Source organism: Brevibacterium sp. XM4083, assembly GCF_006489205.2.
In the GTDB taxonomy this organism is placed as follows: Bacteria; Actinomycetota; Actinomycetes; order Actinomycetales; family Brevibacteriaceae; genus Brevibacterium.
Window position 1 is genome coordinate 961,513 of sequence record NZ_VFYR02000001.1, and the last position, 26,051, is coordinate 987,563.

Genomic DNA, 26,051 nt, shown 5'->3' on the forward strand with positions numbered 1-26,051 from the left:
GGGACCATGCCGAGTTCGATGAATGCGTTCCGGGGAGACTGGCAAACGGTGATTGAATTCCCATTGAACAGAACCATGAATGCGTGATGATAAAGTGGGAAATAGACTTTTCAATCACTTTGCGAAATGCCTGATCAGTCCCAGGAAATGCGATCTGCTCGCCGGTGAGGCGGCGCACTCCGACGGAAGCCGTGGTGAGTTCCGAGATCTCCAGTGGCCTTGTCGTAATGTCGTCTGCGGTTTTCCGGATGCCTTTCACGAGGCATTCCTCAGTCGCGACTGCGCCGTGGTGGCAGCGTGGGAGAGAGTCCGAGTCGGATGGTCAGTGGCCTTGTGATCAGGCATGGTGATCGTCATCTCTTCTGACAAATGAATTGTTTGACAACATTGTCATTGCAGGAGTGATGCACGCAATGAAAGAGTCATCCAAGGTTGCGAAACGATAACGACAGTGTGTTACTAACTGAAATGAATGTTAATCTCATTGTGACAGGTATGCGTTATCGAGAACGCGCTGCCCGCACCCTCCCTCTCATTCCGACACCCTTTATTGGCAATATCCTCTGCCGGAAAGCGACACATCGATGAATGTCAACAAGAAAGCCGTCCTCGCCGGCGGAGCCGCCGCAGTCCTCCTCATCGGAGGCGGCCTCACCTTCGCACGCTGGTACGACGAAGCATCTCTGGGCAACGAGGCGGCCAACGTCCAGTCCGGTGAGCTCAACTTCGCCATCGACAACCTCGCATGCCAGTGGGCGAACGGCGGCGACAACGTCGTCCCCGGTGACCTCGTCGTGCCCGGCGACACCATGGAGTGCACCGGCAGCTCGCAGGTCGTGACGAACATCAAGGGCAAGAACCTGCGGGCCACGCTCACCGCAGTGCCCACCGGAGCCCTCGCGCAGCTCGTCGACGACGACTTCGCCGTGCTCAAGGCGACCGTCAACGGCAGCAGCGACCCGATCGTGCTCACCGCCGCCAACGACGGCGACACCTTCGACGTCGGCTTCTCCATCTACTTCAAGGAGTTCAAGGACTCCGTGGACAACTCCCTCAACCGGGACAACCCCGGCACCGACACCGCACAGTGGTGGGGCGAGGAGAACCAGAACACGGACTACTCCTTCAACACCGGCGACATCAAGCTGCAGCTGGTGCAGAACGACCGCTGACGGACAGTCCTCCGGCCCGCAGCAACGGCCGGAGGACTGCGGTGACCGGATGAGAGCTGTCGGATGAGAGTGCGCGTGATCGTGGCCCTGGCGGCCGCCTTGGTGCTGCTCTCGAGCGGGCTCGGCACGAGTGCCAGGTGGTATGAGGAGCTGCGCTTCGCCGACGATCCGATCACGGTGACCTCCGGCGAACTCGCCATCGCCTCGAGCGACGTTGCCTATCGGGTCCTCGGCAGGTATCCGACCGACACCCGCTTCGAGGGGCTGACTGCGTGCACCGCTCCACAGGGCTTTGCGCACTGCGCCGAGGCGAGTGCAGCGCAGCTTGGGGACTTCCGCTTCATGCGCGGTGACCGACTGACCGTGGAATCCCGGTTCGACGTCACCGCGACCGGGACGAATCTGCGGTATGCGATCACGGTGACGCCGCTGCAGCAGACCCCCTCACCAGGGTGGACGAGTGAGGACACGGTGACACCGGGCGGTGTGCTCACCGGTGCGCAGACCGTGACTGTGGAGCGCACACTCGAGTTCTCCGGACCCGTCGGCGCCGGAGACTGGGCCGCGGCCTTCGGCGACGTCACAGTTCCCGACATCACTGTGCAAGCCGTTCAGGAGGACCGATGAGTCACAGGCAGCGCCCGAGGCACCGCGTGCTCGCCGCCGTGTGCGTGCTCGCCCTCGTCGCCGTGGTCGTCGCCGTCGCGCTCGTGCCCAGTGGTGCCACGTTCGCACGGTACTTCGACGAGGCCGGTGACTCCTCGGGAGCGACCCTGTCCTCACAGCAGATTGCGGCGACGACCGAGGGTGTCATCACGCCTGACTACGGCGACTGGAACTGGTTCGATCGGCAGACCAACGAGACCTCGCTGACGGTGACGAACTCATCGCCGACGGCGATGGTCGCCACCGTCGCCATCGGATCCGTCGCACTCACCGGGGCGAACACCGGTCAGGCATCGGGGAAAGCGCGGGCGTACGTCGTCGACCGGACCGGTGCGAAGCAGCAGATCGCCTCGAGCGTGACGACGACACGGACGACGACACAGTTCCCGGAGGCGAACCTCAGCTGGACGCTCGCGCCGGGAGCCAGCCAGAAGATCGTCGTCGGCGTCGAATCGAACTCGACTCAACTCCTCTATCAGCGTCTCGTCGGGGCCGCGGGAGCGAAGTTCGACTTCCGCTTCGCTGTGAACTGGCGCGTCGACGGTCTCTCGAGCGCAGAGAGCGCCGAGCTCTACCCTCACGGCGCCCTCGGCCCGAATCCCGGCGACAGGGCGGCATGCCCGGCCGGGGCCACCGCAGCACAGGAGTGCCGTGGCGTCGTCGCGACGGTGAAGCGACCCGTGGTCACGGTGGCGACGGGATCGAACACCACAGGTGCCTGCAGTGTGACCGACAACTTCGACCTCTCCCACACGTTTTCGGTGAACACGTCGACGCTGGCGGCCTACAGCGGACTGGCGAAGACGGCCCGGGAGCTGCAGGGCTCGAACCCGGGCAACTACGGGTCCTACGCGCCGATTCCCGATGTGGGGTCCGGATTCACCGGCACCAGCGTCGAGGTCGTCCGCCAGCCGTACGAGGTGGGAGAGGGCTACGACCTGACGTTCACCTTCGTCATCCGCGGAACCGGGGGAGCCGGGACTCATGTGCCCGGCCCGAACGGCGAACGAGCCACCCAATCGCCGGTGTACACCCTGTCGATGAAGCGCGAGCGCTTCAGCATCTTCCCCACCTGCAGCGTCAGTCTGGCGTCGCTATGAGAGGAGTTCAGCGCATCAGCGATGTCCTCCCGGCCGCGACGGCGCTGCGCAGGACGGTGACCGTGCTCATCGCGCTCGCCGTTGCCGGGGCGCTCGCCCTGGTCCCCGTCCCCGCCTCGGCGGCTGCCTGTCCGTCATCGATCGATGACGCGATCCGGGTGTCCGAGACCGACGGCGGCGAGGAGACCGCGCCCGGCGATCTCGCCCGGGCCTTCCCCGATGTGCCCGAGCTGCTCGCCCCCGGTGCGGGTGCCGACGATGCACTGGCCATCCGCTCGATCGCCGAGGTGCCGGTGACCGCGACGCTCCGGGTCGCACCGCAGACGACGCCGGTGGAGAATCCCGACCGCGACCTCCAGGTGACGATCACGTGGGCCGGTCGCACCGTCGCCGAGGGAACCTACCGCGACATCGTCGGAACGAGCATCGAACTCGGCTCCCTCGCGCCCGGTGCCCGCGAGACTCTCGCCGTCGACGTCGCACTGCCGGCGGTCGACGAGCGGGACAACGACACGCAGAGGCGCACATGGCCGCTGCGATTCACCCTCGGGGTCGGCGCCGGCGACGAATGCGCAGCCGAGGATGCGCAGGCCGACGTCCGAGCGGATGCGGCGTCCTCGGCCGATTCCGATGCTGGAGGCGACGACACCGCAAGTGCCGGTGCCGACGACACGGCCGGTGCCGACGACACCGCCGACGCCGACGGAACCGACGCTGACGTGGCCGCCGGCGGAACCACCTCGGCGCAGGCGGTGACGGCCAATGACGCCTCGGCGACGAGCACGAGCGAAGGGGGAGGGGCGCTGCCGCGAACCGGTCTTGAGAGCGCCGGACTCGCCGCGCTCGCGGGCATCGCGATCGGGCTCGGTGCCGTCCTCATCGCCGGCGCCCGCCGACCCCGCGCTGAGAGGGGAGAGACGACGATATGACCGTGAAAGCAACCGAGGTTTCTCACGCCGACGGACGTGCCGACCGCCTCGGCGCCGCCCCCACGCACCTTGACGCTCACCCGATGCGACGGCCTCGACCCAAGCGTCGCCTGCGGACGGTCATCTCCTGGCTGTGCGGGGTGCTGCTCGCCGCGATCATCGGGGTGCTCCTCGCCTCCGTCGTCGTGCCGCTCGCCATGGGATGGGTGCCGCTCACGGTGCTCACCGGGTCGATGGAGCCGACGATCCCGCCGGGGTCGCAGGTCGTCGTCAAACCCCTGCGGCCGGAGCAGACCCAGGGGCTCACGAAAGGGCAGATCATCACGTACCTGCGCAGACCGGGCACGGACGACATGATCACCCACCGGATCATCGACGTCGCCGAGGTGGACGGCGAGACCGTCTACCGCACGCAGGGCGACGCGAACAACGCACCCGACCCCGACCCGGTGCGCAGCGTGCAGGTGCGCGGTGTCGTCCGCTACCACGTCCCTCTCGTCGGTTACGTCGCCCAGTTGACGACTCCCGACCAGAAGCGCACGGGCATTTGGATCGTCGCCGGCCTCCTCATCGCCTACGCGGTGTGGGAGGTCTGCCGGCCGAAGCGGAAGGGCTCCGGCCGACACTGACCACCGCTCCCGCCCCCTACCGGCTGAGACGCTCCCGCCACGCGGCCATGATCTCCGGCGACGTCGGCTTCGAGACGAGCGAGCCGACGAGGTAGCCGAGCAGCGAGGCGAGCAGGCCGAAGTAGATCGCCTCGTTGGCGTAGATGTCCACGGTGATCATGATGACGATCGTCGTCACGGAGCCGAGGATCATGCCGGCCATGACGCCGACGATGGTGCCGCGGCGGAAGACGAGTCCGCCGAGGATCGGCACGAAGAGCCCGGCCACGAGCAGGTTGTAGGCAACGGTGAGGGCTTCGACGACGCTCGGCATGATGAGCGCGAGCGCCAGGGTGACGATGCCGAGTCCGATGAGATAGATGCGCGAATCGCGCACCTCATCACCGGTCTCGCGGACGAGCGACTGAGCGAACGTGCGCGTCGGGCCAGCGGAGGTCGCCGCATCGGCACCGTCCGCCCTCTCAGCGGTCTGCGCCACCGGCACGATCTGGCGCTTCGCGAGCAGCGGCTCGACGATGTCCTGCCGGCACACGGTCGACGCGGCGAGCAGCGACCCCGAGGCCGTCGACATCATCGCCGCGAGCGCCGCGGCGAGGACGAAGCCGGCGACGACCGGTGACATCGAGGCATCGACGACGGCGACGAAGACATCGTCGGGCACTGCGATGCCGGGCACGATCCGCAGCGCGGCCATGCCGATGAGCGCCCCGGCGACGGCGTAGAGCAGGCAGTACACGCCTGCCGACAGCCCGCCCCAGCGGGCGACGGCCGGGGTGCGGGCGGTGAACACGCGCTGCCAGATGTCCTGGCCGATGAGCAGACCGAGGGTGTAGATGAGGATGTAGCCGAGGATCGCCTGCCAGCCGATGCCCACTGGGGACGTCTGCTCGGGTGGGAGCACGGAGAACAGCTCGCCGAGGCCGCCGGCCCGCTGCAGGACGAGCGGGAGCATGATGAGGAAGATGCCGACGGTCTGGATGAGGAACTGGACGAAGTCGGTGAGCGTGATCGACCACATGCCCCCGAGCATCGAGTACGTGATGACGATGCCGCCGCCGATGATGACCGACCAGAACTTGTCGAGGTCGAAGAGCGCGTGGAAGATCGTCGCGTACGCCACCGTCGACGTCGTCGAGATCATCAGACCGTACGCGGTCATGATCGCCCCCGACACGAGCCGTGAGCCCTTGCCGTAGCGCAGTTCGAGCATCTGCGAGACCGTGTAGATCTCGAGCTTCTGGATCTTCGGGGCGAAGAGCAGCGAGAGCAGGATGATGCCCAGGCCGATGCTGAAGACGAGCCACATCCCCGACAGGCCTGCGGTGTAGCCGAGGCCCACCCCGCCGATCGTCGAGGCCCCGCCGAGGACGACGGCGGACATCGTGCCCGTGTAGAGCAGTCCGCCCAGCCGTCGGCCGGCGACGAGGAAGTCGTCCTGGTTCTTCGCCTTGAATCGGCCCCAGATGCCGAAGCCGACCATTGCGGCGAGGTAGACGATGACTACGAGTGAGTCCACGGTGACTCCTTCTTTCCGTTTGAGATCTTCAGGTCCGCAGGCTCAGGTGCCGACGGTGATGTGGATGATCGTGGGAACGGTGCGGGACAGTGCCGCGGCGACGGCGTCGGGCAGCTCGGCCGGCATCTGCGACTCGGCCATCGCCACCCCGACCCCGCCCATCGACTCCCCGAGCTTCGCGAAGTCGGGGCGCGCGAGTTCGACGGCGAAGGGCGTCATGTCCCGGTCGACCATCTGCGCTTCGATCTCGGCGTACCCGCCGTTGTCGACGATGACGAAGGGGATCCCGAGGCCGAGTTCGGTCGCCGTCATGATCTCCTGGATCGAGAACATCGCCGCCCCGTCACCGAGGAGGCACACGACCGGGCGGTCCGGTGCGGCGAGCTTCGCCCCGATCGCGGCGGGAATCCCGTACCCGAGCGTGGCGAATCCCGGCATGTAGAGGAGCTGATCGGGGGTGTGCGCTTCGAGCGCGTGAACCGTCCCGTCGTAGGTGACCTGGGACGAGTCCCCGGCGATGACGACATCGGATCCCGCACCGTCGGCGATGAGGCGGGTCACCCGTGCCCCGATCGACTCGACATCGAAATCCTCGGCCCAGGATTCCTTGAGTCCAGCCGTGCGCGCGGCTCCGGATTCCCCCGCCGAGGCGGTTCCCGACCCGGTCTCTCCAGCCTCGTCGAGCGCGGTGATGAGAGCCGAGAGGAACTCGCCGGCATCGGCGCACACGAGGATGTCCCCGCGGAGGTTCTTCCCCAACTGGTCGGGGTCGATGTCGCAGCGGATGACGACCTGCTCAGCCCGGTCGTCGCGGACCCCGGGAGCCGTCTGCGCGCCGATCACACCACCCCACAGGTCGGAGTCGGCGAGTTCGGAGCCGACGACGATGAGCACGTCGGCGGCGGCCGACTCGGCTTGGACGCTCGGGAAGCGGACATTCGATCCGAGCGAGAGCGGATGGTCCTCGGCGACGATGCCCTTCCCGTTGGCGGTGGTGACGACGGGAGCATCGATCGCCTCGGCGAGGTCCTGGACCTCAGCGGCAGCCGAGCGTGCGCCGCCGCCGGCGACGATGAGCGGACGGGAGGCCTTGCCGATCGCGTCGACGGCACGGGTGACGGCCTGGCGGTCGAGTCCGGGCCGCCGCGCCGGGATCGGCGCGGGCACACTGCCGTGCCAGTCGCCCTCGAGCACATCGAGGGGGACCTCGATGTGGACGGGACCGGGGCGGGATGACGCGAACAGTGCGAACGCCTCGGCGACGGCCTGGGCCGCACCTTCGGCGGTGCGGGTGCGCTGGGAGGACACGAGCAGGTGCGACAGCGCCCCGGAGGAGTCCTTCGTCTCGTGGAGCATCCCGATGTCGGCGCGTTCGAGCCCGGTCGGCACACCCGGGGAGAGGATGAGCATCGGGCGGGACTCGGCATACGCCGTCGCCGCCGCGGTGACGACGTTCGTCAGCCCCGGTCCCGAGGTCGTGATGACGACCCCGGGCTTGCCCGAGAGCAGGAAGTAGCCGTCGGCCGCGTAGCCGGCGCCCTGCTCGTGGCGGGGCGTGACCGCGCGGATCCCGAACTCCGGCAGGTGCCGGTAGAACTCGAGGTTGTGGGTGCCGGGGATCCCGAAGATCGTGTCGACACCGTGGGCGGCGAGTGCGGCGACGACGGCCCTGCCGCCGTTGCGGAAGCGATCGGCCTCAGGCACTGTGGACTCCTCCGCTCGGCCCCGAGGGCTCGGTCATCCCGTTGGCGTCGGCCGCCCACAGGGAGAGGATCTCGTAGCCGGCGTGGGCGGCGGCGATGCCGGTGATCTCCGCATGGTCGTAGGCGGGAGCGACCTCGACGATCTCAGCCCCGACGACGTTGAGCCCCTGCAGGCCGCGGATCGTATTGAGCAGCTCGCGGCTCGTCATGCCGCCGGCCTCGGGAGTGCCGGTGCCGGGGGCGGCGGCCGGATCGAGGACGTCGATGTCGATCGAGAGGTAGACGGGAGCGTCGCCGAGGCGGTGGCGGATGCGGGCGACGACGTCCTGGACCGAGGTGAACTGGTAGTCGTCGCTGCGGATGATCTGGAAGCCGAGCACATCGTCGTCCTCGAGGTCCTTCTTGCCGTAGAGGGGCCCGCGGATGCCGACGTGCATCGAGGCGGTGAGGTCGATGAGCCCCTCTTCGCTGGCCCGGCGGAACGGGGTGCCGTGCGTGTAGGGGGCGCCGAAGTACGTGTCCCACGTGTCGAGGTGGGCATCGAAGTGGAGGACGGCGATCCTGCCGTGGGTCTTGTGCAGCGACCGCAGATTGGGCAGGGCCAGGGTGTGGTCGCCGCCGAGGGTGAGGACCTTCGCGCCGTCGGCGCGCAGGGCGTCGGCGTTCTCCTCGACCGTGGCGATGGCCTCCTCGATGTCGAAGGGGTTGACGCCCAAGTCACCGCAGTCGGCGACCTGCTGCCACGTGAACGGGTGGACGCCGGTGGCCTGGTTGTAGGGGCGCAGCAGCTTCGAGGACTGGCGGATGTGGGCCGGCCCGAACCGGGCGCCGGGCCGGTAGCTGACACCGGCGTCGAAGGGGATGCCGACGACCTTGACGTCGATCTTCTCGCCCGGGCGCTGGGCTTCGACCTCGTCGAGGCGGGGCAGGAGTCCGAAGGTCGGGGGTCCGGCGAAGCGCGGGGTCTGGCTGTAGTCGGCAGGGCCGAGGGGCTGAGACGGCATTGACTCTCCTTGCAGCTGGCACGACGCCGGGGAAGCCGGCGCGGTTCGGGACTGATGTGCCATCAGCCTAGGACCTGTCATCCCCGTCACAGATATCCAGTCTGGACAGGAGCGGACCCTCAGATGTCCACAGTGGATAGACTGGGCGTCATGGTCACCTTGGGACAGCTGTGGGCGCGGCGCGAACTCGCCCTCGAGATCGCCGTCGACCCGGTCGGAGCCAGGAACCGGGAGGTCACGATCGTCCACTCCTCCGAGCTGCCGGAGGTCGACGAATGGCTGGCCGGGGGAGAGGTGCTCCTGACGATCGGCGTCGGTCAGGATCTCACCGCGGACTCGGCCGGCGACTACATCGCGAGACTCAAGCGGGTGGGCGTCCATGCGCTGGGGATCGGTCTGGGTCGCGACCTGCCGTCGGCGCAGCTGCCGCCCTCGCTCATCGCCCACGCCCGCGCTCACGACCTCGCGCTCTTCGGCGTGCCCGAACCCGTGCCGTTCGTCGCCGTCGTCGACGCGTTCACGCGGATGCGGGAGGAGGAGTCGAACCGTGAGGTCAGCCGGGCCGGCAGCGCGGGCCGTCGGTTCGCCACCGCGCTCGCGCGGCAGGGTCCGGCCGCGCTCGTCGCCGAGGTCTCTGCCGCCCTGGGCTCCGAAGTCCACTTCGTCTCTCCCACCGGCAGGGGGCTGACCGGGCAGAACGCCCCGACCGACGTGCGTGCCGAACTCATCGCCGAGGCGGTCGGGACGTCACTCGCCCCGCGGCTGCTCCGTGCCGTCGGCGGGCGTTTCGAGGCGGTGCCGATCGGTGACGACCGGGTCAGCGGGTGGCTGCTTGCCGGGCGGGACGCGGCGGTGGCCTCGCGCACCCGGGGACTGCTGCTCGCGACCGCCGCCGCACTCCTCGGCCTCTCGGTGATCGACCAGCCGCCGCGCGCCGGGGAGTCGACGCTGTTCTCGACCACCCTGTCGGCCTCCGAGGCGCGCGCCGAATGGGTGCAGCGCACCGGCACCCCGGCGCTCTCGCGTGCCGAATTCACGATCGTCGGCGGAGTCCGTGGGGACGTCGCCGAGCAGCTCTTCGGCGATCTCGGCGGCGGCACGCTCACCGCCCGGGCCGGGTCGATGATCGGCGTCCTCCACTCCGGGGATCCCCTCGTCGCCCGGGTCGCCGAGGTGACCGGAGTCGACCGGCTGTTCGTCAAGTCGCTGCCGCTGACGCAGGTCCATCACACGTGGACGGTGTGGCGGACGCAGAACGAGACAGTGAATTCCGATGTCAGGGCGCTGCTGTCGGTGATCGACGAGGCAGCGGCGGTGCGCTTCGTCGATGAGGTCCTCGGCGCGCTCCTCGCCTCGCAGGACGGTCAGGATCTGCTGGTCACCCTGCGCTCGTTCATCGCCTCCGGCGGGGTCCGTGACGCCGTGGCCGCCGAGCTCGGGATCCACCGGCACACGGTGCGGGCGCGGGTCCAGCGGATCGAGCGGCTCCTCGGCCGCGACCTCTCCCGACCCGACACGGTCCATGCCGTCGCGATCGCCCTCGAGCTCGCGGAGCTGTGAGCCCGCAGTGCCCTGACCCTGCGACGCTGTGATCCTGCGGCGCTCGCGCCCGCGGCGCTCAGGCGAAGTGCGCGGCGCGGAAGTCCGCGGTGATCTCGAGGACCCGGTCGAGACCGGCACGATCGCCGATGCTGATGCGCACCCCGTCGCCGAGGTTGCGCACGGCCACCGCACGGGCGACGGCGGCCTCTTCGAAGGCGTCGGAGAGCTCACCGAGTGGCAGCCAGACGAAGTTGCCCTGTGCCTCCGGCACGTCCCAGCCCTGGCCCCGCAGCTCGGCGGCGAACCAGTCCCTGAGCTCGGCGATCTCGGCGGCGCGGGCCATCACCTCATCCCAGTGCTGCACCGAGGTCAGGGCCGCCGCCTGGCTGAGGTCGGTGACGCCGAACGGGATGACGGCCTTGAGCAGGCCGGCGATGACGCCGGCAGCGGCGACCGCGTATCCGACGCGCAGTCCGGCGAGACCGTGGGCCTTGGAGAAGGTGCGCAGCAGGACGACGTTGGGGAAGTCGGCGACGAGGCCGAGGCCGTCGACGACGCCCTCGGCGGTCGCGAACTCCCAATACGCCTCGTCGAGGGCGACGAGCACGCGATCGGGGACCTGGGAGAGAAACTCCCTGACCTCGGTCTCGCGCAGAGCGGGTCCGGTCGGATTGTTCGGGGAGCAGAGGATGACGAGCGTCGTCGCCTCGGTGATCGCCTGCGCCATCGCCTCGAGGTCGTGGGTGCCATCGGGCCGCAGCGGCACCTCGATGCGGGTGGCACCGGCGAGCCCCGTCGTCTGCGGGTACATCTCGAACGACGGCCACGGGTAGATCGCCTCGGTCGTCGCATCGGAGGTGATCTGGGTGAGGGCGACGAGGAGTTCGCTGGCACCGGTGGTGACGATGAGGTTGTCGACGCTCACGCCGAGGCGGTCGGCCAGTCCCGTGCGCAGGGCGGTGGCCGCATCGTCGGGGTAGGAAGCGGGGGATGACATGTGCTGAGCGATCGTCTCGCTGACGGCCGGCAGCGGCGGGAGGTGGTTCTCGTTCGAGGAGAGCTTGAGCGGTGTGAGCCCCGGGACCTCTTGCGGCTGTCGGCCGGGAATGTAGGGCGGGAAGGTGTCGAGGGCCGCCCGCAGACGGGGGAGGCGGGCAGGGTCGACGGAGGGCTCAGGAGTCGTCATGGACTCATGATGGCACACGCTCACCACGGCTTGTCGGGCGTCGTCCGTCCTCCGCTGCCGAACGGTCCCTGCTGCTGCTGTTCGCGGTTCGAATCCTCGCCGCGCTGCCGCAGCTCGTCGCGCTTCTGCTCCTCCTCGGTCTGCTGGCCCGAGTCGCTGTTCTCCGACTGATCCTCGCTGCCCTGGTCGTTCTGACCCTGATCGCCCTGGTCGGTCTGGCCGCCGGAGCTGTCACCCTCGTTCTGCTGGTCATCGCCCTGCGAGTCCTGCGAATCGTCGCTGCTCGATCCCTGGTCCTGGGACTGGCCGCCGTCCTTCTTGTCCTGGACGCGTTCGGTGGCCTCGTCGCTCTTCTGCTGGGATTCGCTGTTGTCGGGACGGCATTCGGCCGGGGCGTCGGCGAGGGTCTGCAGCGCCTGGTCGTAGAGCTCCCCGGACTTCTTCTCATCCTGATCGACGATCTGATCGGCGAGCTTCTCGTAGACGTAGGAGAGGTTGATGCGCACCGCGCACTCGTCGCGCGGCGGTGTGAGGTCGAGCGCGGTCTCGAGGTCCTCCTGCGCCGGTTCGAAGCTGCCGACCGCGGCCTTCGCGGTGCCGCGGTTGAAGTACCCGATGTGCCGCTCGAGCGGACTGAGGGCGAGGAACGTCGTCGCGGCCCGCTCCGCCCCGGGGAAGTCGTTCGAGTCGTATCGGACCTGGGAGGAAGCGCCGAAGTAGACGATGGTCGCGATATAGGCGAAGACGAGGGTGAGCACGGTGCCGATGATGAGGTTGACCTTCGTCACCAGGCGCCGCCGCGTCCACAGACCCGTGATCCTGTTCACGACCGTCCTCCGTTCACCGGCTCAGGCTGCGTGCGGGCAGGTGTACCCCCGGGGCCCGCGCCCCCGGGACCAGGACCACCCCAGCCGGCAGCGCCGGTGCCCGGACCACCCGGGAACGGCGGTGCTGCATTCGCCCGGCGACCGCCTCGGCGCGGGGGCATGACCGAGCGCACGCGGATGAGCTCACGGACGCCGAAGACCATCTCGACGGCGATCCACGCGAAGACGAGGATGAGCGGCACCCAGAAGTACTCGTCGACGGTGAGGCGGCCGTCCTTCTGCACGAGCCGCTGATCGTAGGTCGGAGCGGTGTAGACCGAGGCCAGCGGTGTCGAGGCGTCGCGCAGGTGGTAGGGCAGGCCGAGGTCGGAGGCGATCTGCTGGAGGTTGCCCTCGTCGATCCGTGAGATCCCCGGATTGCCCTGGGCGTCGCGGATGTACTCCTCGGTGCCGCCCTGACCCGTGCCGTCCTGGCCGCTGCCGGGGCCGTAGCCGAAGGGCTGGGACTCCTTCATCCGTCCGCCCTGGCTCGTGCCGTAGCCGAACACGGCGCCGCTGTCGATGCGGGAGGCGAACGACGACCACGAATCGGGGCTGCCCTGCGCGGTCTGCTCGCCGTCGCCGAAGTAGAAGACGAGGGTCTGGTTGTCGGGACGGTCCTCGGCGTTCGCGCTCATCCGCTCCTCGAGCTCATCGCCGGCCTCGGTGATCGACGACCCGTTCGAGTTCTGCGACATCTCGGGGGAGAGGACGTCGACGGCGGAGGCGAATGCGGCATGGTCGGTGGTCAGCGGCATCGCCGTCGAGGCAGTCGAGGCGAAGGTGATGATGCTCAGGCGCGCACCCGGCAGCTGCTTGGCGAGTTCGAGCATGTCGTCTTTGACGCCGTCGAGGCGGGTGCCGTCGCCGTCGTAGTCCTCCGCGGCCATCGACGTCGTCGTGTCGACGAGGAAGTAGGCGTCGGCGGCGGCCTCGTACTCCTCGGTCGTCGACTCGACGGGGAAGCCGGGCCGGGCGAGGGCGAGCCCGAGGAGGGCGACGACGCCGATGCGCGCGCACCACTTCCACCGCGGGCCGTCTCCGCGCACGAGCGGGATGATGCACAGGGCCAGGAGGATCGCGACGACGACGCCGACGCCGATCCATCCGAAGAGCGGGTCGAAGATCATGAGCGCACCCTCCAGGCGAGGACGAAGACGCCGATGAGCCCGAACACGGCGATCGCCAGCGGCACGGCGGGCATGTCGTGGACGATCGTGTACGAACGTCCCGGGGTGTTCTCCGCCTCCTGGCTCTGGATCTCCGAGACGATTCTGTCGATCGTCGTCGCCGAGCCCATCTCGAACTGCTCACCGCCGGTCCGGTCGGAGACCGAGCGCAGCTCCTGGGTCTGGGTCGTCGCGAGGATCGAGGGCGGGGAGAGGCTGTAGACGCGGACGCCGGCGTCGATCGCGATGTTCGTCGCCTCGTCGAGTTCGAAGAGGGGTTCGCCGGCGAGCATGTTGTCGGTGGCGAAGACGACCGAGCGGGACCGGTCCTCGTCCTTGCGGTCGAAGTTGTCGATGCAGGACACGAGTCCGTCGCCGATGAGCGAGGATCCGCCGATGTTCGGCGGCGAGGTCGACCACGAGTAGTCGGTGCCCTCCGACCCCCAGGTCCGGAAGCCCTGTTCGGCCTCTTCGAGGTAGTTCTGGACCATGTCGTAGTCGTCGGTGAGCGGGAACGCCGAGACCGCGGTCGCGTTGAACACCGTCATCCCGATGCGCTCACCGTCGAAGCGGTCGACGAGCTGCTGGTAGGCGGCGAGCAGATCCGCGTCGTAGCCGAGCATCGACCCGGACACATCGAGGCAGAGCATGACGTCGCGCAGCTTCTTCTCCGGGTTGACCGTCTCGACCCACGCCGGGCGCGCCACCCCGGCCAGCGCTCCGAGACCGGTGATGGCGATGACGCCGAGGAACGCGGCGGTGGTGAGGAACTTCCGTCGCATCGCCCGGCGGAAGCCGGGCAGCTGCGTCATCCGGCCGCTGTGGGCGACGGCGAGGGAGGACTCGGTGCGCCGGGGACGGCGGAAGACGAAGACGGCGATGCCGGCGAGGACGAGGAGGCCCAGCGCCAGCCACCAGAGCATCAGGACCATCGCGCCACCAGCTTCCTCGCCTCGGCGATCTGCGGACTGAGGTCCGTCGCATCGTCCTCGGCGAATTCGGCTTCGTAGAGGCCCCAGAGGGAGTCGGCGAGGTCGTCGAGCCCGGCAACCGCGGCGTCGCGGTAGGTCAGGTGCTCGGCCTTGACGCCCCACGCGTCGCGGGCGAACTCGCGGACGATCTTCGCCAGCTCCTTCGCGCCCTCCCGCACATCCGTCTGACCTGCGGCGAGGTCGGATTCGACGGCGGAGATCCGCGCCATGTACGTGCTGCGCACGGGGATGGGGATCCGCGACGGCTTCTGGGCTCCGGCACCCGAGGCCGCGCGCAGCAGCGGGGCGGAGAAGTTGATGAGCGCCGCGAGCAGCACGACGGCGGCGGCGACGTACCACCACACCGAGATCTGCAGCGGACCGATGAGTTCAGCGGGACCCACGACGATGCCTCCAGAGCAGTGCGTGCAGATTTCCGAGGGCCTGCTCGGGGTCGGCGACCTCGGTGTGGGAGATGCCGAGCTTCGTGAGCAGGTCGAGACGCTGGCGTCGGCGGGCCGCCTCGGCGGCGACGAACTCACCGCGCACCTTCGGATCGGACATCACCGAGATCGGCAGCCCCACCTCGGCGCGGGCGACGTCATAGGGCGCCGAGGCGGTCGCGAGCTCCGCGAGATCGGCGTCGGTGATCGTGATCCACAGCATCTCGTGCTGGGCGCGCAGGCGCTTGATCGTCGCCTCCTCCTCAGGTCCGAGCGGGGCCTGGTCGGAGATGACGACGACGAGCATGCGATGGGTGATGTGGTCGGCGATCCACTTCAGCTGGGTGTTGATCGACCCGTCGACCGCGGTGCCGGACTCGGCGAGGATCTGCTGGAGGAGGTTCTCGAGGTGGGCCTCGCTGCCCTTGCGGGGGGAGGCGATGGTCTGCTCGGCGTTGCCGTGGATGAGCATGACGTCGTCGCCGTGGCGCACCGCGAGGTAGCCGGTCATCCCCGCCATGAGGATCGCGAGGTGCCGTTTGTCCGCGCCCGCCGAGGTGATCGCGTCGAAGCCGCGCGAGGAGTCGACGACGAGCGCGAGGATATGGCGGCGGTGGGCGACGTAGCGCTTGACGAGCGGATCGGCGTGGCGGGCGGTGGCCTTCCAGTCGATGTCGCGGATCTCATCGCCGGGAATGTAGTCGCGCAGGTCGTCGAAGTCGAGGCTGTGGCCGTGGAAGACCGACGAGTAGTCGCCGTCGAGGAGTCTGCGCGTGCGCCGGTGGGCGTGGATGGTCATCCGCGCCTTGATCCGATTGAGCAGAGCCGTCATGTCATCACCGGGTCACGGGGTCGGCACGGCCATGAGGAGGGCATCGACGACCTGGGCGCTCGTGATGTTCTCCGCCGCGGCCTCGAAGTTGAGCTGGATGCGGTGGGCGAGGACGCGGTGGGCGAGGTCCTTGATGTCCTCGGGGATGACGTAGTTGCGGCCCCGGATCATCGCGAGCGCCCGGCCGGCGTTGGTGAACGCGATCGAGGCGCGCGGGCTCGCACCGTACTCGATGTAGGGGGCGAGGCGCCCGAGGTACTTCTGCGTGTTCCGCGTCGCATGGACGAGTTCGACGAGGTAGCGGGTGATCGACGGGTCGATGTAGATCGTGCGGGCGTAGCGCTGCATCGTCATGACGTCGTCGAGCGTGCAGCTCGCCGCCGGCACCGAGTCCTTGTCGAAGACGCCGGAGTCGAGCCGGGAGAGGATCTCGACCTCCTCATTGGGGCTGGGATGGGTGAGGAGGTCCTTGATCATGAATCGGTCGAGCTGCGCTTCGGGCAGCTGGTACGTCCCCTCCTGCTCGATGGGGTTCTGCGTGGCCATGACGAGGAAGGGCCGCGGCAGGTCGAAGCGCTGCCCGCCGATCGTCGTCTGCCGCTCCTGCATCGCCTCGAGCATCGCCGACTGCGTCTTCGCCGAGGACCGGTTGATCTCATCGAGGAGGACGATGTTGGCGTGGACCGGTCCGAGCACCGTGTTGAACGAGCCTTCGCGGGCGTTGTAGATCTGCGAGCCGATGATGTCGGCCGGCAGCAGGTCGGGGGTGCACTGGATGCGGGAGAACTTCCCGTCCACGGCGTTGGCCAGAGCCGCGGCCGCGGTCGTCTTCGCGAGTCCGGGGACGCTTTCGAGGAGGAGGTGTCCGCCGGAGAGGAGGCCGATGAGGAGGGATTCGCGCAGTCGCTGCTGGCCGACGACGAAGTGGTCGAGATAGGACTCGAGTCCGCTGAGGAGGGATTTGGCGTGCGCGATCTCCTGCGTGTTGGCCGTTGCCGTTGCCGTCATGCGTCTCAGGGCCCTCTCGGTGTCGTTCGTGGTGCGGCGGCCGGTGCTGTGATGGCCGTCTCCACAAGGATATGGGCCGACCCTGACATGTGACTGGGTGAATCCGTGTCAGTACCGACACATAGTGTGGAGAGGTGAGAACAGAGGAATCGCCGAGGCGGTCGCCCGGTTGGCAGAGATCGTCGCCTCGGTGGTCCGCTACCACGGAAAGGGGTGGTCAGCGGGGTGGAGCCGATCACGTCGAGGTCGAGTCCGACACGCCGAACGACATGCCCACAAGAAGGAATTTTTCCTGTGGACGACGGTGGATAACCTCGGGCCGGCGCGGCCGGGATCTCGGTGGAATCCGCGGTGTCGCCCGTGTCCGCGCAGGTGACCGAACTACACAGGTGTCGTTCACACCCTGTGGACGACTGTGGAGGGCTGAGAACACACCTTGTGGATGGTGTAAATGACACTGGTTTAACACTGGATATAGGGGTAGGGTTTTACCCGAACACAACATCTAGTGGTCACAGCCGGTCCCCTTCACCGTGATCCCTCCCACGTCGGGAGGCCGCGGAAACGGCGTGGCCGACCGTGGAAATCCCAAGCCGCAGCGCAGAATCGAGGAGTCATCATGATCACCGTGTACACCAAGCCCGCTTGTGTCCAGTGCAACGCCACCTACCGCGCGCTCGATGCCAAGGGCCTGAAGTACACCTCGGTCGATCTCAGCGTCGATGAGAACGCCCTCGACGTCGTCAAGGCCATGGGCTACATGCAGGCTCCGGTCGTCGTCACCGACAACGACCACTGGTCGGGATTCCGTCCGGACAAGATCGCCGCCCTGGCCGGCCAGCAGACGACGGCGACCGTCGTGGCCTGAGATGCTCCTGGTCTACTACTCCAGCAGCTCCGAGTACACCCACCGCTTCGTCGGAAAACTCGATCATCCCGCCCGCCGTCTGCCCCTGCTGACGAAGGACGAGACGCTGCTGGTCGATGAGCCGTTCGTGCTCGTCACCCCCACCTACGGGGCCGGTCCCAACCGCGGGGCCGTCCCCAAGCAGGTGGTCAAGTTCCTCAATATCGAATCGAATCGCCGGCACCTCGTCGGCGTGATCGGCGCCGGAAACACGAACTTCGGCGCAGAATACTGCCGCGCGGCGCACAAGATCGCCGTGAAGTGCCAAGTGCCCGTGCTCTATCGGGTCGAACTCCTCGGAACCCCCGAGGACGTCGCTGCTGTGAATCAAGGATTGGACAAACTGTGCGTGAGCTCGCTGAAGACCGCAATGTAGAGGACATCATCCGCGAAGAGACGGATCTCGACTACCATGCGCTCAACGCCATGCTGAACCTCTATGACGTGGATGGGCGGATCCAGTTCGAGCGCGACAAGCAGGCCGCTCGCCAGTACTTCCTCCAGCATGTCAACAACAACACCGTCTTCTTCCACGACCTCAAGGAGAAGCTCGACTACCTCGTCGAGAAGGACTACTACGAGCCCGAGGTCCTCGAGCAGTACTCGTTCGAGTTCATCGAGGCGCTGTCGAAGCGCGCGTACGCGCAGAAGTTCCGCTTCCAGACGTTCCTCGGCGCGTTCAAGTTCTACACCTCGTACACGCTCAAGACCTTCGACGGCAAGCGCTACCTCGAGCGCTTCGAGGACCGCGTCGTCATGGTCGCGCTCTTCCTCGCCCGCGGGGATGAGACGCTCGCCGAACAGCTCGTCGACGAGATCATCACCGGCCGCTTCCAGCCGGCGACCCCGACGTTCCTCAACGCCGGAAAGAAGCAGCGCGGCGAACTCGTCTCGTGCTTCCTCCTGCGCATCGAGGACAACATGGAGTCGATCGGCCGCTCGATCAACTCCGCCCTGCAGCTGTCCAAGCGCGGCGGCGGTGTGGCCTTCAGCCTGACGAACATCCGCGAGTCCGGCGCGCCGATCAAGAAGATCGAGAACCAGTCCTCGGGCGTCATCCCCGTGATGAAGCTCCTCGAGGACTCCTTCTCCTACGCCAACCAGCTCGGTGCGCGTCAGGGCGCCGGTGCCGTCTACATCCACGCGCACCACCCCGACATCTACAGCTTCCTCGACACGAAGCGGGAGAACGCAGACGAGAAGATCCGCATCAAGACCCTCTCGCTTGGCGTCGTCATTCCCGACATCACCTTCGAACTCGCGAAGCGCAACGAGGACATGTACCTCTTCAGCCCCTACGACGTCGAACGCGTCTACGGGGTGCCGTTCTCCGACATCGACGTCACCGACAAGTACGAGGAAATGGTCGACAACGCGTCGATCCGGAAGAAGAAGATCAACGCGCGTGAGTTCTTCCAGACGCTCGCGGAGATCCAGTTCGAGTCCGGCTACCCGTACATCATGTTCGAGGACACGGTGAACCGGGCGAACCCGATCGACGGCAAGATCATCATGTCCAACCTCTGCTCGGAGATCCTCCAGGTCTCCGAACCGAGCCAGTACGACGAGGACCTCGGTTACGACGTCGTCGGCAAGGACATCTCGTGCAACCTCGGCTCACTCAACATCGCCCTGACGATGGACTCCGAGGACTTCGGCCGGACCGTCGAGACCGCGATCCGCGGCCTCACCGCTGTCGCCGAGACCTCCGACATCCAGTCGGTGCCCTCGATCGCCCGCGGCAACGACATGTCGCACGCGATCGGGCTGGGGCAGATGAACCTCCACGGCTACCTCGCCCGTGAGCACGTCTACTACGGCTCCGACGAGGGACTCGACTTCACGAACATGTACTTCTACACCGTCGCCTACCACTGCGTGCGGGCGTCGATGGAGATCGCGAAGGAGCGCGGACGCACGTTCGCCGGCTTCGAGCGCTCGAAGTACGCGACGGGCGAGTACTTCGACAAGTACACCGAGGAGGCCTGGCAGCCGCGCACCGCGCGGGTCGCGGAGCTCTTCGCCGAGGCAGGCGTCCACATCCCCACGCAGGACGACTGGCGTGAGCTCAAGGCCGCGGTCGCCGAGCACGGCATCTACAACCAGAACCTCCAGGCCGTGCCCCCGACGGGATCGATCTCCTACATCAACAACTCGACCTCGTCGATCCACCCGGTGGCCTCGAAGATCGAGATCCGCAAGGAGGGCAAGATCGGGCGCGTCTACTACCCGGCGCCCTTCATGGACAACGACAACCTCGAGTACTACCAGGACGCGTACGAGATCGGCTACGAGAAGATCATCGACACGTATGCCGAGGCGACGAAGCACGTCGATCAGGGCCTGTCGCTGACGCTGTTCTTCATGGACACGGCGACGACGCGCGACATCAATAAGGCGCAGATCTACGCGTGGCGCAAGGGCATCAAGACGATCTACTACATCCGCCTCCGCCAGCTCGCGCTGCAGGGCACCGAGGTCGACGGCTGCGTCTCCTGCATGCTGTGACCGTGTGACATCCGCTGGGGTGCCGCGGGTCGGCCGACGCCGACTCCGCGGCACCTCGCACCAACTTTCGAAGACAGAGAGAAGATCGCGTTGGAAAACCTGACCCTGGCCTCGCATGTCGATGCCATCAACTGGAACCGCGTCGTCGACCCGGTCGATGACGATGTCTGGGATCGCCTCACCGGCAATTTCTGGCTGCCCGAGAAGGTGCCGCTGAGCAATGACGTCCCTTCGTGGGCGACGCTGACCGAGGAGGAGAAGACGCTGACGATGCGCGTCTTCACCGGTCTCACCCTGCTCGACACTATCCAGGGCACCGTCGGTGCGATCTCGCTCATCCCTGATGCGGTCACCCCGCACGAGGAAGCGGTGCTGACGAACATCGCGTTCATGGAGAGCGTGCATGCGAAGTCGTACTCGTCGATCTTCTCGACCCTGACCTCGACGAAGCAGATCGACGAGGCGTTCCGCTGGTCGCGGGAGAACACGTACCTGCAGCAGAAGGCCGACATCATCCTCAGCTACTACCGCGGGGATGATCCGCTCAAGCGGAAGGTCGCCTCGACGCTGCTCGAGTCGTTCCTCTTCTACTCCGGCTTCTACCTGCCGATGTACTGGTCCTCGCACGCGAAGCTGACGAACACCGCAGATCTCATCCGCCTCATCATCCGCGACGAGGCCGTGCACGGCTACTACATCGGCTACAAGTACCAGAAGGGTCTCGAGCAGGAGTCCGCTGAGCGCCGTCAGGAGCTCAAGGACTACACGATGAACCTCCTCTTCGAGCTCTACGAGAACGAGGTCTCCTACACTCACGAGCTCTACGACTCGGTGGGGCTGGCCGAGGACTGCAAGAAGTTCCTCCACTACAACGCCAACAAGGCGCTGATGAACCTCGGCTACGAGGCGATGTTCCCCAAGGAGGTCACGGACGTCAATCCGGCGATCCTCGCGGCGCTCTCGCCCAACAGCGACGAGAACCACGACTTCTTCTCCGGCTCGGGTTCGTCCTACGTCATCGGCAAGGCCGAGAACACCCAGGACGAGGACTGGGACTTCTAAGACCCCAGAGCTTGCTTGAGGCCCGAAAGGGCTGATGGGAGGCCCGGACCTGCAGGTTTCTGCAGGTCCGGGCCTTTTTTCGTGCCTCCATCCGAAGGACAGAGGAGAGCACAGATGAACATCACGACCCGTTCGGTATGGCACGGGGGTGGCACGAGCACACCTTCCAGTCAAGCGCGGGGTGGCTCGCAGCCCGAAATTTGGGGGCAGCGCGCTTCCGGCTGCGTGCCACAGCGTGCCATTGGGCCTGCGTCATGGCCCGTAAAAGGCCAGGTGAGAGGCCGGTTCGAAGGGATTGCACGACCTAGTGGCACGGAGTGGCACGACGGTCCGCGTGAGTCCAATCGCGGCACCTGGAGGACACGATGAGCACCACGAAGAAGCGTGAGACGGCGGCTAAGCGCGAGACCTGGGGAAGCCTTCGGAAGCTCCCGTCAGGACGGTGGCAGGCACGCTACCCGGCCCCCGACGGGCAGATGCACTCGGCCCGCACGGAGGACGACAAGCCGTTGACGTTCCTCACCAAGACAGACGCCCGCACATGGCTCGCTAGCACTCACACGAAGATCGCGCGTGGGGAATGGGAGTCAGCCGCGACGGTTGCTGCTCGCCGTCGAGCAGAGGCGGAAGCAATGGAGGCGAGGTCGATCGGTTTCGCCGAGTACGCCGAGCGGTGGATTGAGTTCGTGCGTATCGAACCGACCCGCGGAGGGAAGAAGCGGGCGATCGCCACGGTGCGTTCTTACAAGAGCAAGGTCACCGGATACCTGATTCCAGAGTTCGGCGACACGGAGATCCGACACATTGACATGGCTCGCATTCGGGTCATGACCCATCGTCTGGATCAGATTCCAGCACCGCTGAATCCGAAGTCGAAGTTCAACGGCATCACCCGTCCTGTCCTGATCGTGCTCATGATGATCCTGCGACAGGCAGCTCGAGACGGAATCATCCCGGCGGCACCTCCCATTTCGATCCCCAAACAGGAATCGGTACGGCATGATCACGACCATGATCCAGAAGATGACGTTGCAAGTCCTGAACATGTCGAAGCACTCTACGCGGCGACGCCGGATCTGTACTCGATCATGGTCCTCCTGGCCGCCTGGTGCCAGCTGCGCCGCGGCGAGTGCCTCGGACTGCAGCGCCGGGACATCCAGTGGCACGACGACGGCACTGCCACTCTGCATGTGCGCCGGCAGTTCAACGCGAACACGGGCGATATGTCGGATCCGAAGAGCGAGGCCGGCAAGCGATCGCTGAGCATTCCGCGGGTCATGGTGGAGCGTCTCAAGGAGCATCTGCGAGACAACGTCGCGCCCGAGGCGAAGGCTCCAGTGGTTCCAACCAATGTCCGCGGCAGCGTGCCGCTATCTCACACGAAGTGGGGGCACCTCTGGGGTGACGCCCGCGATGCGGCCAAGAGCGTGCCGCTGGGATTCCGGTTCCATGATCTTCGGCACACTGGACTGACCCTCTTTGCGCAAGAGGGCGCGACGTTAGCCGAGCTGATGCGCCGCGGCGGTCACGCTGACATGCGAGTAGTGATCCGCTACCAGCATTCCACGATGACCCGAGACCGGGAGCTGGCCAACCGGATGAGCGACCGTGTCGAGGCACAGCTCGCAAGTAAGACAAGTGAGTCAGCAGAGTCTTCACCGGACACCGATGGACACCTATGAGGGAGAGGAACCCACTAGCTGAAAGGACAGGTCATGGAAGTTGGGAGTCAATCAGGGTCATCGGGGCTCGACTTGGTGTCGCTTGCGGACGCGGCGGAACAGTTCGGTGTCTCGGTGAAGACGCTGCGGCGCAGGATCTCAGACGGAACCATTCACGGTTACCGAGTAGGGCGACTCATCCGTGTCGATATGAAGGAGCTGCGTGAACGACTACTGGTTGAAATGCCGGCGGTGAGCTGATTCCACGATGAGTGGCGAGCAGGTGGCATGCCCGCCTGCATTAGCATCCCCTTCTGTCGGTGATGCAATGCGCTGGGAGACGGCAGCAGAGAAGGATGCCGTCCCCCAGTTGCATTGCCTACTCCTCGTTGTAGATTTCGAGCAGCGTGGCCAATGATTCCTCGCTGGACCCCTCGCGGAAGGTGCTTGAGATAAGGTCGCCAGTATGAACTGATGACTCTACGAGTTCATAGTAGGTGTTGAGAATCGGTGCCTCAGCGTCGCGTGCTCTGGTGGTCGTGATTTCAGAAGAGGCATCATACGCATCGACCAGCGATTCTGGGATTTGGAACGCCAGCTGGAAGTCCGTTACCAAGAATTCGTAGGCCCCGTTCACGAGTTCCCAGGTCTGACTCTGACGACCGGCCTCGATAATGTTTCGATAATAGAGAAGGAGGAAGCTCTCGAGCCCGAGATCCAACTCCTCTCCGGCCCCTTCCGGATCTTTCAAGACGGACGCCCAATGGTCGTTATCGTCAAAGTAGGCCACTGACGCGATACCTTCAACCGGAGAAAGATTGCGAATCGTGGGAGTCTTTGCGACCTGAGCTTTTGCCCGATCGAGCGGACCTTCGTCGAAACCATTAGTGCGACCCTTCGCCTCGACTACCGCACTATAGGCATTGCGAAGCTTCGAAGTAGGGTCAACGGCAACAAAGTCTGGGCGACTACCAGACAATGGGTGGCTAGCGTGTTGAAGTAGCAGGTCCACATGGACTAGATGCGGGTAACCGAGAACGTACCGGCTTGTAAGAGCAGCTTGTGTCATGCCCAGGAAATAGCTCACAGCGGACTTCTCGGATGGATCAAGACGGTTGTATGCCTTCGTCCGGGTCCAACCTTTACCAGAGGTGGTAGGGCGCAGATTGGCGGCGACTATGCCCATGCGCCATTGCATCTCAGCGAATGGCCGACGGTGAGCTGGATGGGAGACGATCGTCGGCATCCCAACTGTCGCCGCGCAGTCCATGAGCATCTTCGGTGTCACCATCACTGTCTGTAGTCTCGACAGATTGGTACGTGTGAAATCCCTGAGCTCGCAAGCGATATTGGGCATGTAGTCCCTCCCCGTGCAACTTTGCAACGTTTTGTCTAGCCTATGTCGTTTCGTGCCTCCCAGGCGTCGGGTGCGCTGCAGCGTCTAGCTCCCTGCTCTGCGGAGCAGCAGATTGCTTCCAACTTCCTCCGGATGACGGCTGTCGCGAAGGCCGGGCAAGTCTGTGACAACGTTTCAACGTGTCGTTGGGGACACTGACCTGTCACCTTAGGCACTTGCGCCGGGCTCGAGCTAAGCACTCGTTGGAGACCACCACCCTGCAGGATGCGATAGCGAGGAGAATCGGATACCAAAGTTCAGGCGGGTTGCACCTGGTTTTCCGCCCGGAATCCGGCGCTCCTCGGGGTGCGTGGCGGAACCAGTAGCGATGTTGGGGCGCTGGAGTTATTGGCCAGGTCTTTGAGATGTGATTGGGCGGTCTGTCAATCCAGCTGCGAGCGCAGCGAGAAAGCCGGAGGCCTACGCGGCTACGGCGCTCTCACGCTTGTGAAATCCGTCCACCGGGTGGGCCGCTAGTAGCTATTGTCGCGTCCACCATGGGTGCGTTCTCTTGCCCGAACGGCAATTAGGGTGATGAGGCTGACCGGTCCCATGATGATGAATCTGAACCCTGACCAGACGCACACGAGGAAGACCAGGTGTAGCCATCCGGGGCCGTCGTTGTCGATCGTGATGGTGCACCAGTAGGCGATCGCGAAGTAGAGCCCGCCGATGAGCATGGCCGGCATGCCCCACTTCAGGCCAGCGCGTGTGCGGATGACGTCGAGCAGGATGTTGCTCGGTAGCCAGGCCCGCAGGATCCCGCGGGTACGGATGCTGGTGACGAGTATGGTGCGGAGCATGACACAGTCCTCCAAAGAGGCGACTCATCTTCGGGAGGGACGTGTCAGGGGCGGTGTCCCCTGAACTGTCAACCACCGCACCCAGAGAATGCGACAGCGTAGCTAACTTGTATCGCCTACGCCACAGCCTACCGACTCATCCACCACGTTGGAAGGGCGACGGGTCTGTGCAGTCCTCGTCGAGTGCTCTGCGTTGCGCGGCGCAGGGTGTACCTGCCCTGCGAGGGAGGTCACCACCATGACAGAGCACACTGATGGGCAACTCGCCTTTGATTTCGACGCGATGGCCCGCGAAGACGCCCGCGCACGCCTAGATGAATGGGAAGGCGCACCGCTGGGCTTCACCCGCGACTATTTCACGCCTACTCAGCTCAATGAAGCTTTCGAGCACTGGAAGTTCCTCAACGGGTCTCTCGGCTCCTGGAAGCGCAGCCACATGTGGCATCGCGAGGGATGGAATGGCGACGGCACCGAGTTCGGTGACCACCGTGGCGAGATTGTCGGCGCCGAACTCGGCCCAGAGGACGGGCACGAGGGTCCCGGAGGCATGCTCACGCAGATGATCTGCGAGCCCTGCGAGTGGCACGTGATCGCGGAGGACGACAACGCGGCCGTGGAAGCGTGGCACGATCACGCGGTGCCCGGCTGGCGTGAGTTGCCGGTGCTCCCGGCGACGATCCGCGTCCGCGATGGAGGAGCGACACTGTCGAAGCTGGCGATGAAGTGGATCACCGAACGCTACCCACAGCACATGCAAGTCCCTGGTGCCCCGATCATCACCGAGCGCAGCCCCCACGGCACCCGGCACGTGCACCATTACTCGCCGTGGGGTGGCTACGACATCTCCCACACCGCCCTCGAACGACCTGCCTTGGCAGAGTCCACCTCTCCGGCACTGCGGCGCGAGCTCCGCCCGTTTACTCCCGCTTCCCCGGCCGGGCACACGAGGCCCGCCGGGCATGATCTAACCCGGTGATC

At 66.1% G+C, this 26,051-nt stretch carries 25 protein-coding genes; 13 read left to right on the top strand and 12 right to left on the bottom strand.

Annotation, left to right across the window (positions count from 1 at the left end; genetic code table 11):
* The first annotated feature begins 584 nt into the window (after nt 1-584).
* The 5 genes from FJ887_RS04150 to FJ887_RS04170 all read left to right on the top strand — a co-directional run bounded on the left by FJ887_RS04150 (nt 585) and on the right by FJ887_RS04170 (nt 4,496).
* Nucleotides 585-1,172 carry an alternate-type signal peptide domain-containing protein gene (locus FJ887_RS04150; protein WP_137826891.1) on the top strand — a complete coding sequence of 196 codons (588 nt, stop codon included), beginning with the start codon at nt 585-587 and terminating at the stop codon, nt 1,170-1,172.
* Between the two features lie 75 nt (nt 1,173-1,247).
* Entirely contained in the window at nt 1,248-1,799 is a 552-nt protein-coding gene (locus FJ887_RS04155) for a hypothetical protein (protein WP_250786148.1), read from the top strand.
* On the top strand, nt 1,796-2,938 hold the full coding sequence (locus FJ887_RS04160; protein WP_137826889.1) for a hypothetical protein: 1,143 nt from the start codon (nt 1,796-1,798) through the stop codon (nt 2,936-2,938). Before FJ887_RS04155 ends, FJ887_RS04160 begins: the two co-directional genes overlap by 4 nt.
* Nucleotides 2,935-3,867, top strand: a complete 933-nt coding sequence (locus FJ887_RS04165; protein WP_137826888.1) for a hypothetical protein — start codon at nt 2,935-2,937, stop codon at nt 3,865-3,867. The genes FJ887_RS04160 and FJ887_RS04165 overlap by 4 nt, the downstream gene beginning before the upstream one ends.
* Complete coding sequence (locus FJ887_RS04170) at nt 3,864-4,496, top strand: signal peptidase I (protein WP_137826887.1); 633 nt, start codon at nt 3,864-3,866, stop codon at nt 4,494-4,496. The genes FJ887_RS04165 and FJ887_RS04170 overlap by 4 nt, the downstream gene beginning before the upstream one ends.
* Before the next feature lie 16 nt (nt 4,497-4,512).
* Here FJ887_RS04170 and FJ887_RS04175 read toward each other — a convergent pair whose 3' ends face one another.
* Genes FJ887_RS04175 through speB form a run of 3 tightly spaced genes read right to left on the bottom strand, consistent with a single transcriptional unit; the run spans nt 4,513 to nt 8,719 of the window.
* On the bottom strand, nt 4,513-6,012 hold the full coding sequence (locus FJ887_RS04175) for a sodium:solute symporter family protein (protein ID WP_171007121.1): 1,500 nt from the start codon (nt 6,010-6,012) through the stop codon (nt 4,513-4,515).
* 42 nt (nt 6,013-6,054) lie between these two features.
* On the bottom strand, nt 6,055-7,716 hold the full coding sequence (locus FJ887_RS04180) for a thiamine pyrophosphate-binding protein (RefSeq protein ID WP_137826886.1): 1,662 nt from the start codon (nt 7,714-7,716) through the stop codon (nt 6,055-6,057).
* The gene (gene speB / locus FJ887_RS04185) at nt 7,709-8,719 is read right to left on the bottom strand and encodes an agmatinase (RefSeq protein WP_137826885.1); all 1,011 of its coding nucleotides are present in this window, start codon (nt 8,717-8,719) and stop codon (nt 7,709-7,711) included. The genes FJ887_RS04180 and speB overlap by 8 nt, the downstream gene beginning before the upstream one ends.
* A gap of 150 nt (nt 8,720-8,869) precedes the next feature.
* Between speB and FJ887_RS04190 the strand changes: the two genes are divergently transcribed.
* The gene (locus FJ887_RS04190; protein WP_137826884.1) at nt 8,870-10,279 is read left to right on the top strand and encodes a PucR family transcriptional regulator; all 1,410 of its coding nucleotides are present in this window, start codon (nt 8,870-8,872) and stop codon (nt 10,277-10,279) included.
* Nucleotides 10,280-10,337: 58 nt separating this feature from the next.
* Here the strand turns inward: FJ887_RS04190 and FJ887_RS04195 are convergent, their stop codons facing one another.
* From FJ887_RS04195 to FJ887_RS04225, 7 genes are read right to left on the bottom strand one after another with little or no spacing between them, the layout of a single operon-like run.
* Complete coding sequence (locus FJ887_RS04195) at nt 10,338-11,447, bottom strand: histidinol-phosphate transaminase (RefSeq protein ID WP_140954793.1); 1,110 nt, start codon at nt 11,445-11,447, stop codon at nt 10,338-10,340.
* Nucleotides 11,448-11,467: 20 nt separating this feature from the next.
* Nucleotides 11,468-12,274: a hypothetical protein gene (locus FJ887_RS04200; protein WP_137826154.1), complete on the bottom strand. Its 807-nt coding sequence runs from the start codon at nt 12,272-12,274 to the stop codon at nt 11,468-11,470.
* Nucleotides 12,271-13,443 (bottom strand): vWA domain-containing protein, encoded by a 1,173-nt coding sequence (locus FJ887_RS04205; protein ID WP_137826155.1) that lies wholly within the window; start codon nt 13,441-13,443, stop codon nt 12,271-12,273. Before FJ887_RS04205 ends, FJ887_RS04200 begins: the two co-directional genes overlap by 4 nt.
* Nucleotides 13,440-14,414: a vWA domain-containing protein gene (locus FJ887_RS04210; RefSeq protein WP_137826156.1), complete on the bottom strand. Its 975-nt coding sequence runs from the start codon at nt 14,412-14,414 to the stop codon at nt 13,440-13,442. Before FJ887_RS04210 ends, FJ887_RS04205 begins: the two co-directional genes overlap by 4 nt.
* On the bottom strand, nt 14,405-14,857 hold the full coding sequence (locus FJ887_RS04215; RefSeq protein ID WP_249356832.1) for a hypothetical protein: 453 nt from the start codon (nt 14,855-14,857) through the stop codon (nt 14,405-14,407). Before FJ887_RS04215 ends, FJ887_RS04210 begins: the two co-directional genes overlap by 10 nt.
* Nucleotides 14,844-15,728 (bottom strand): DUF58 domain-containing protein, encoded by an 885-nt coding sequence (locus FJ887_RS04220; protein WP_137826157.1) that lies wholly within the window; start codon nt 15,726-15,728, stop codon nt 14,844-14,846. Before FJ887_RS04220 ends, FJ887_RS04215 begins: the two co-directional genes overlap by 14 nt.
* Nucleotides 15,729-15,740: 12 nt before the next feature.
* A complete protein-coding gene (locus FJ887_RS04225) occupies nt 15,741-16,736 on the bottom strand; it encodes an AAA family ATPase (RefSeq protein WP_137826158.1) in 996 nt (331 codons plus the stop codon).
* Nucleotides 16,737-17,355: 619 nt separating this feature from the next.
* Between FJ887_RS04225 and nrdH the strand changes: the two genes are divergently transcribed.
* The 6 genes from nrdH (at nt 17,356) to FJ887_RS04255 (ending at nt 23,135) form a co-directional block, all read left to right on the top strand.
* Nucleotides 17,356-17,604 (top strand): glutaredoxin-like protein NrdH, encoded by a 249-nt coding sequence (gene nrdH / locus FJ887_RS04230; protein WP_284710982.1) that lies wholly within the window; start codon nt 17,356-17,358, stop codon nt 17,602-17,604.
* A 1-nt stretch (nt 17,605) separates the two neighbouring features.
* Entirely contained in the window at nt 17,606-18,019 is a 414-nt protein-coding gene (gene nrdI, locus FJ887_RS04235; protein ID WP_137826159.1) for a class Ib ribonucleoside-diphosphate reductase assembly flavoprotein NrdI, read from the top strand.
* 5 nt (nt 18,020-18,024) lie between these two features.
* Entirely contained in the window at nt 18,025-20,151 is a 2,127-nt protein-coding gene (gene nrdE, locus FJ887_RS04240; protein WP_181365623.1) for a class 1b ribonucleoside-diphosphate reductase subunit alpha, read from the top strand.
* 90 nt (nt 20,152-20,241) lie between these two features.
* Nucleotides 20,242-21,213: a class 1b ribonucleoside-diphosphate reductase subunit beta gene (gene nrdF / locus FJ887_RS04245; protein ID WP_137826161.1), complete on the top strand. Its 972-nt coding sequence runs from the start codon at nt 20,242-20,244 to the stop codon at nt 21,211-21,213.
* A 365-nt stretch (nt 21,214-21,578) separates the two neighbouring features.
* Entirely contained in the window at nt 21,579-22,895 is a 1,317-nt protein-coding gene (locus FJ887_RS04250) for a tyrosine-type recombinase/integrase (protein WP_140954791.1), read from the top strand.
* Nucleotides 22,896-22,928: 33 nt separating this feature from the next.
* Nucleotides 22,929-23,135, top strand: a complete 207-nt coding sequence (locus tag FJ887_RS04255; RefSeq protein ID WP_140954790.1) for a helix-turn-helix domain-containing protein — start codon at nt 22,929-22,931, stop codon at nt 23,133-23,135.
* A 118-nt stretch (nt 23,136-23,253) separates the two neighbouring features.
* Here FJ887_RS04255 and FJ887_RS04260 read toward each other — a convergent pair whose 3' ends face one another.
* Together FJ887_RS04260 and FJ887_RS04265 are read right to left on the bottom strand one after the other, a co-directional pair.
* A complete protein-coding gene (locus FJ887_RS04260) occupies nt 23,254-24,231 on the bottom strand; it encodes a hypothetical protein (RefSeq protein WP_140954789.1) in 978 nt (325 codons plus the stop codon).
* Nucleotides 24,232-24,743: 512 nt separating this feature from the next.
* A complete protein-coding gene (locus FJ887_RS04265; RefSeq protein ID WP_140954788.1) occupies nt 24,744-25,073 on the bottom strand; it encodes a sulfate permease in 330 nt (109 codons plus the stop codon).
* A 238-nt stretch (nt 25,074-25,311) separates the two neighbouring features.
* On the opposite strand from FJ887_RS04265, the gene FJ887_RS04270 reads away from it, so the two are divergent.
* Complete coding sequence (locus FJ887_RS04270; protein ID WP_140954787.1) at nt 25,312-26,049, top strand: DUF6349 family protein; 738 nt, start codon at nt 25,312-25,314, stop codon at nt 26,047-26,049.
* Nucleotides 26,050-26,051 lie beyond the last annotated feature (2 nt).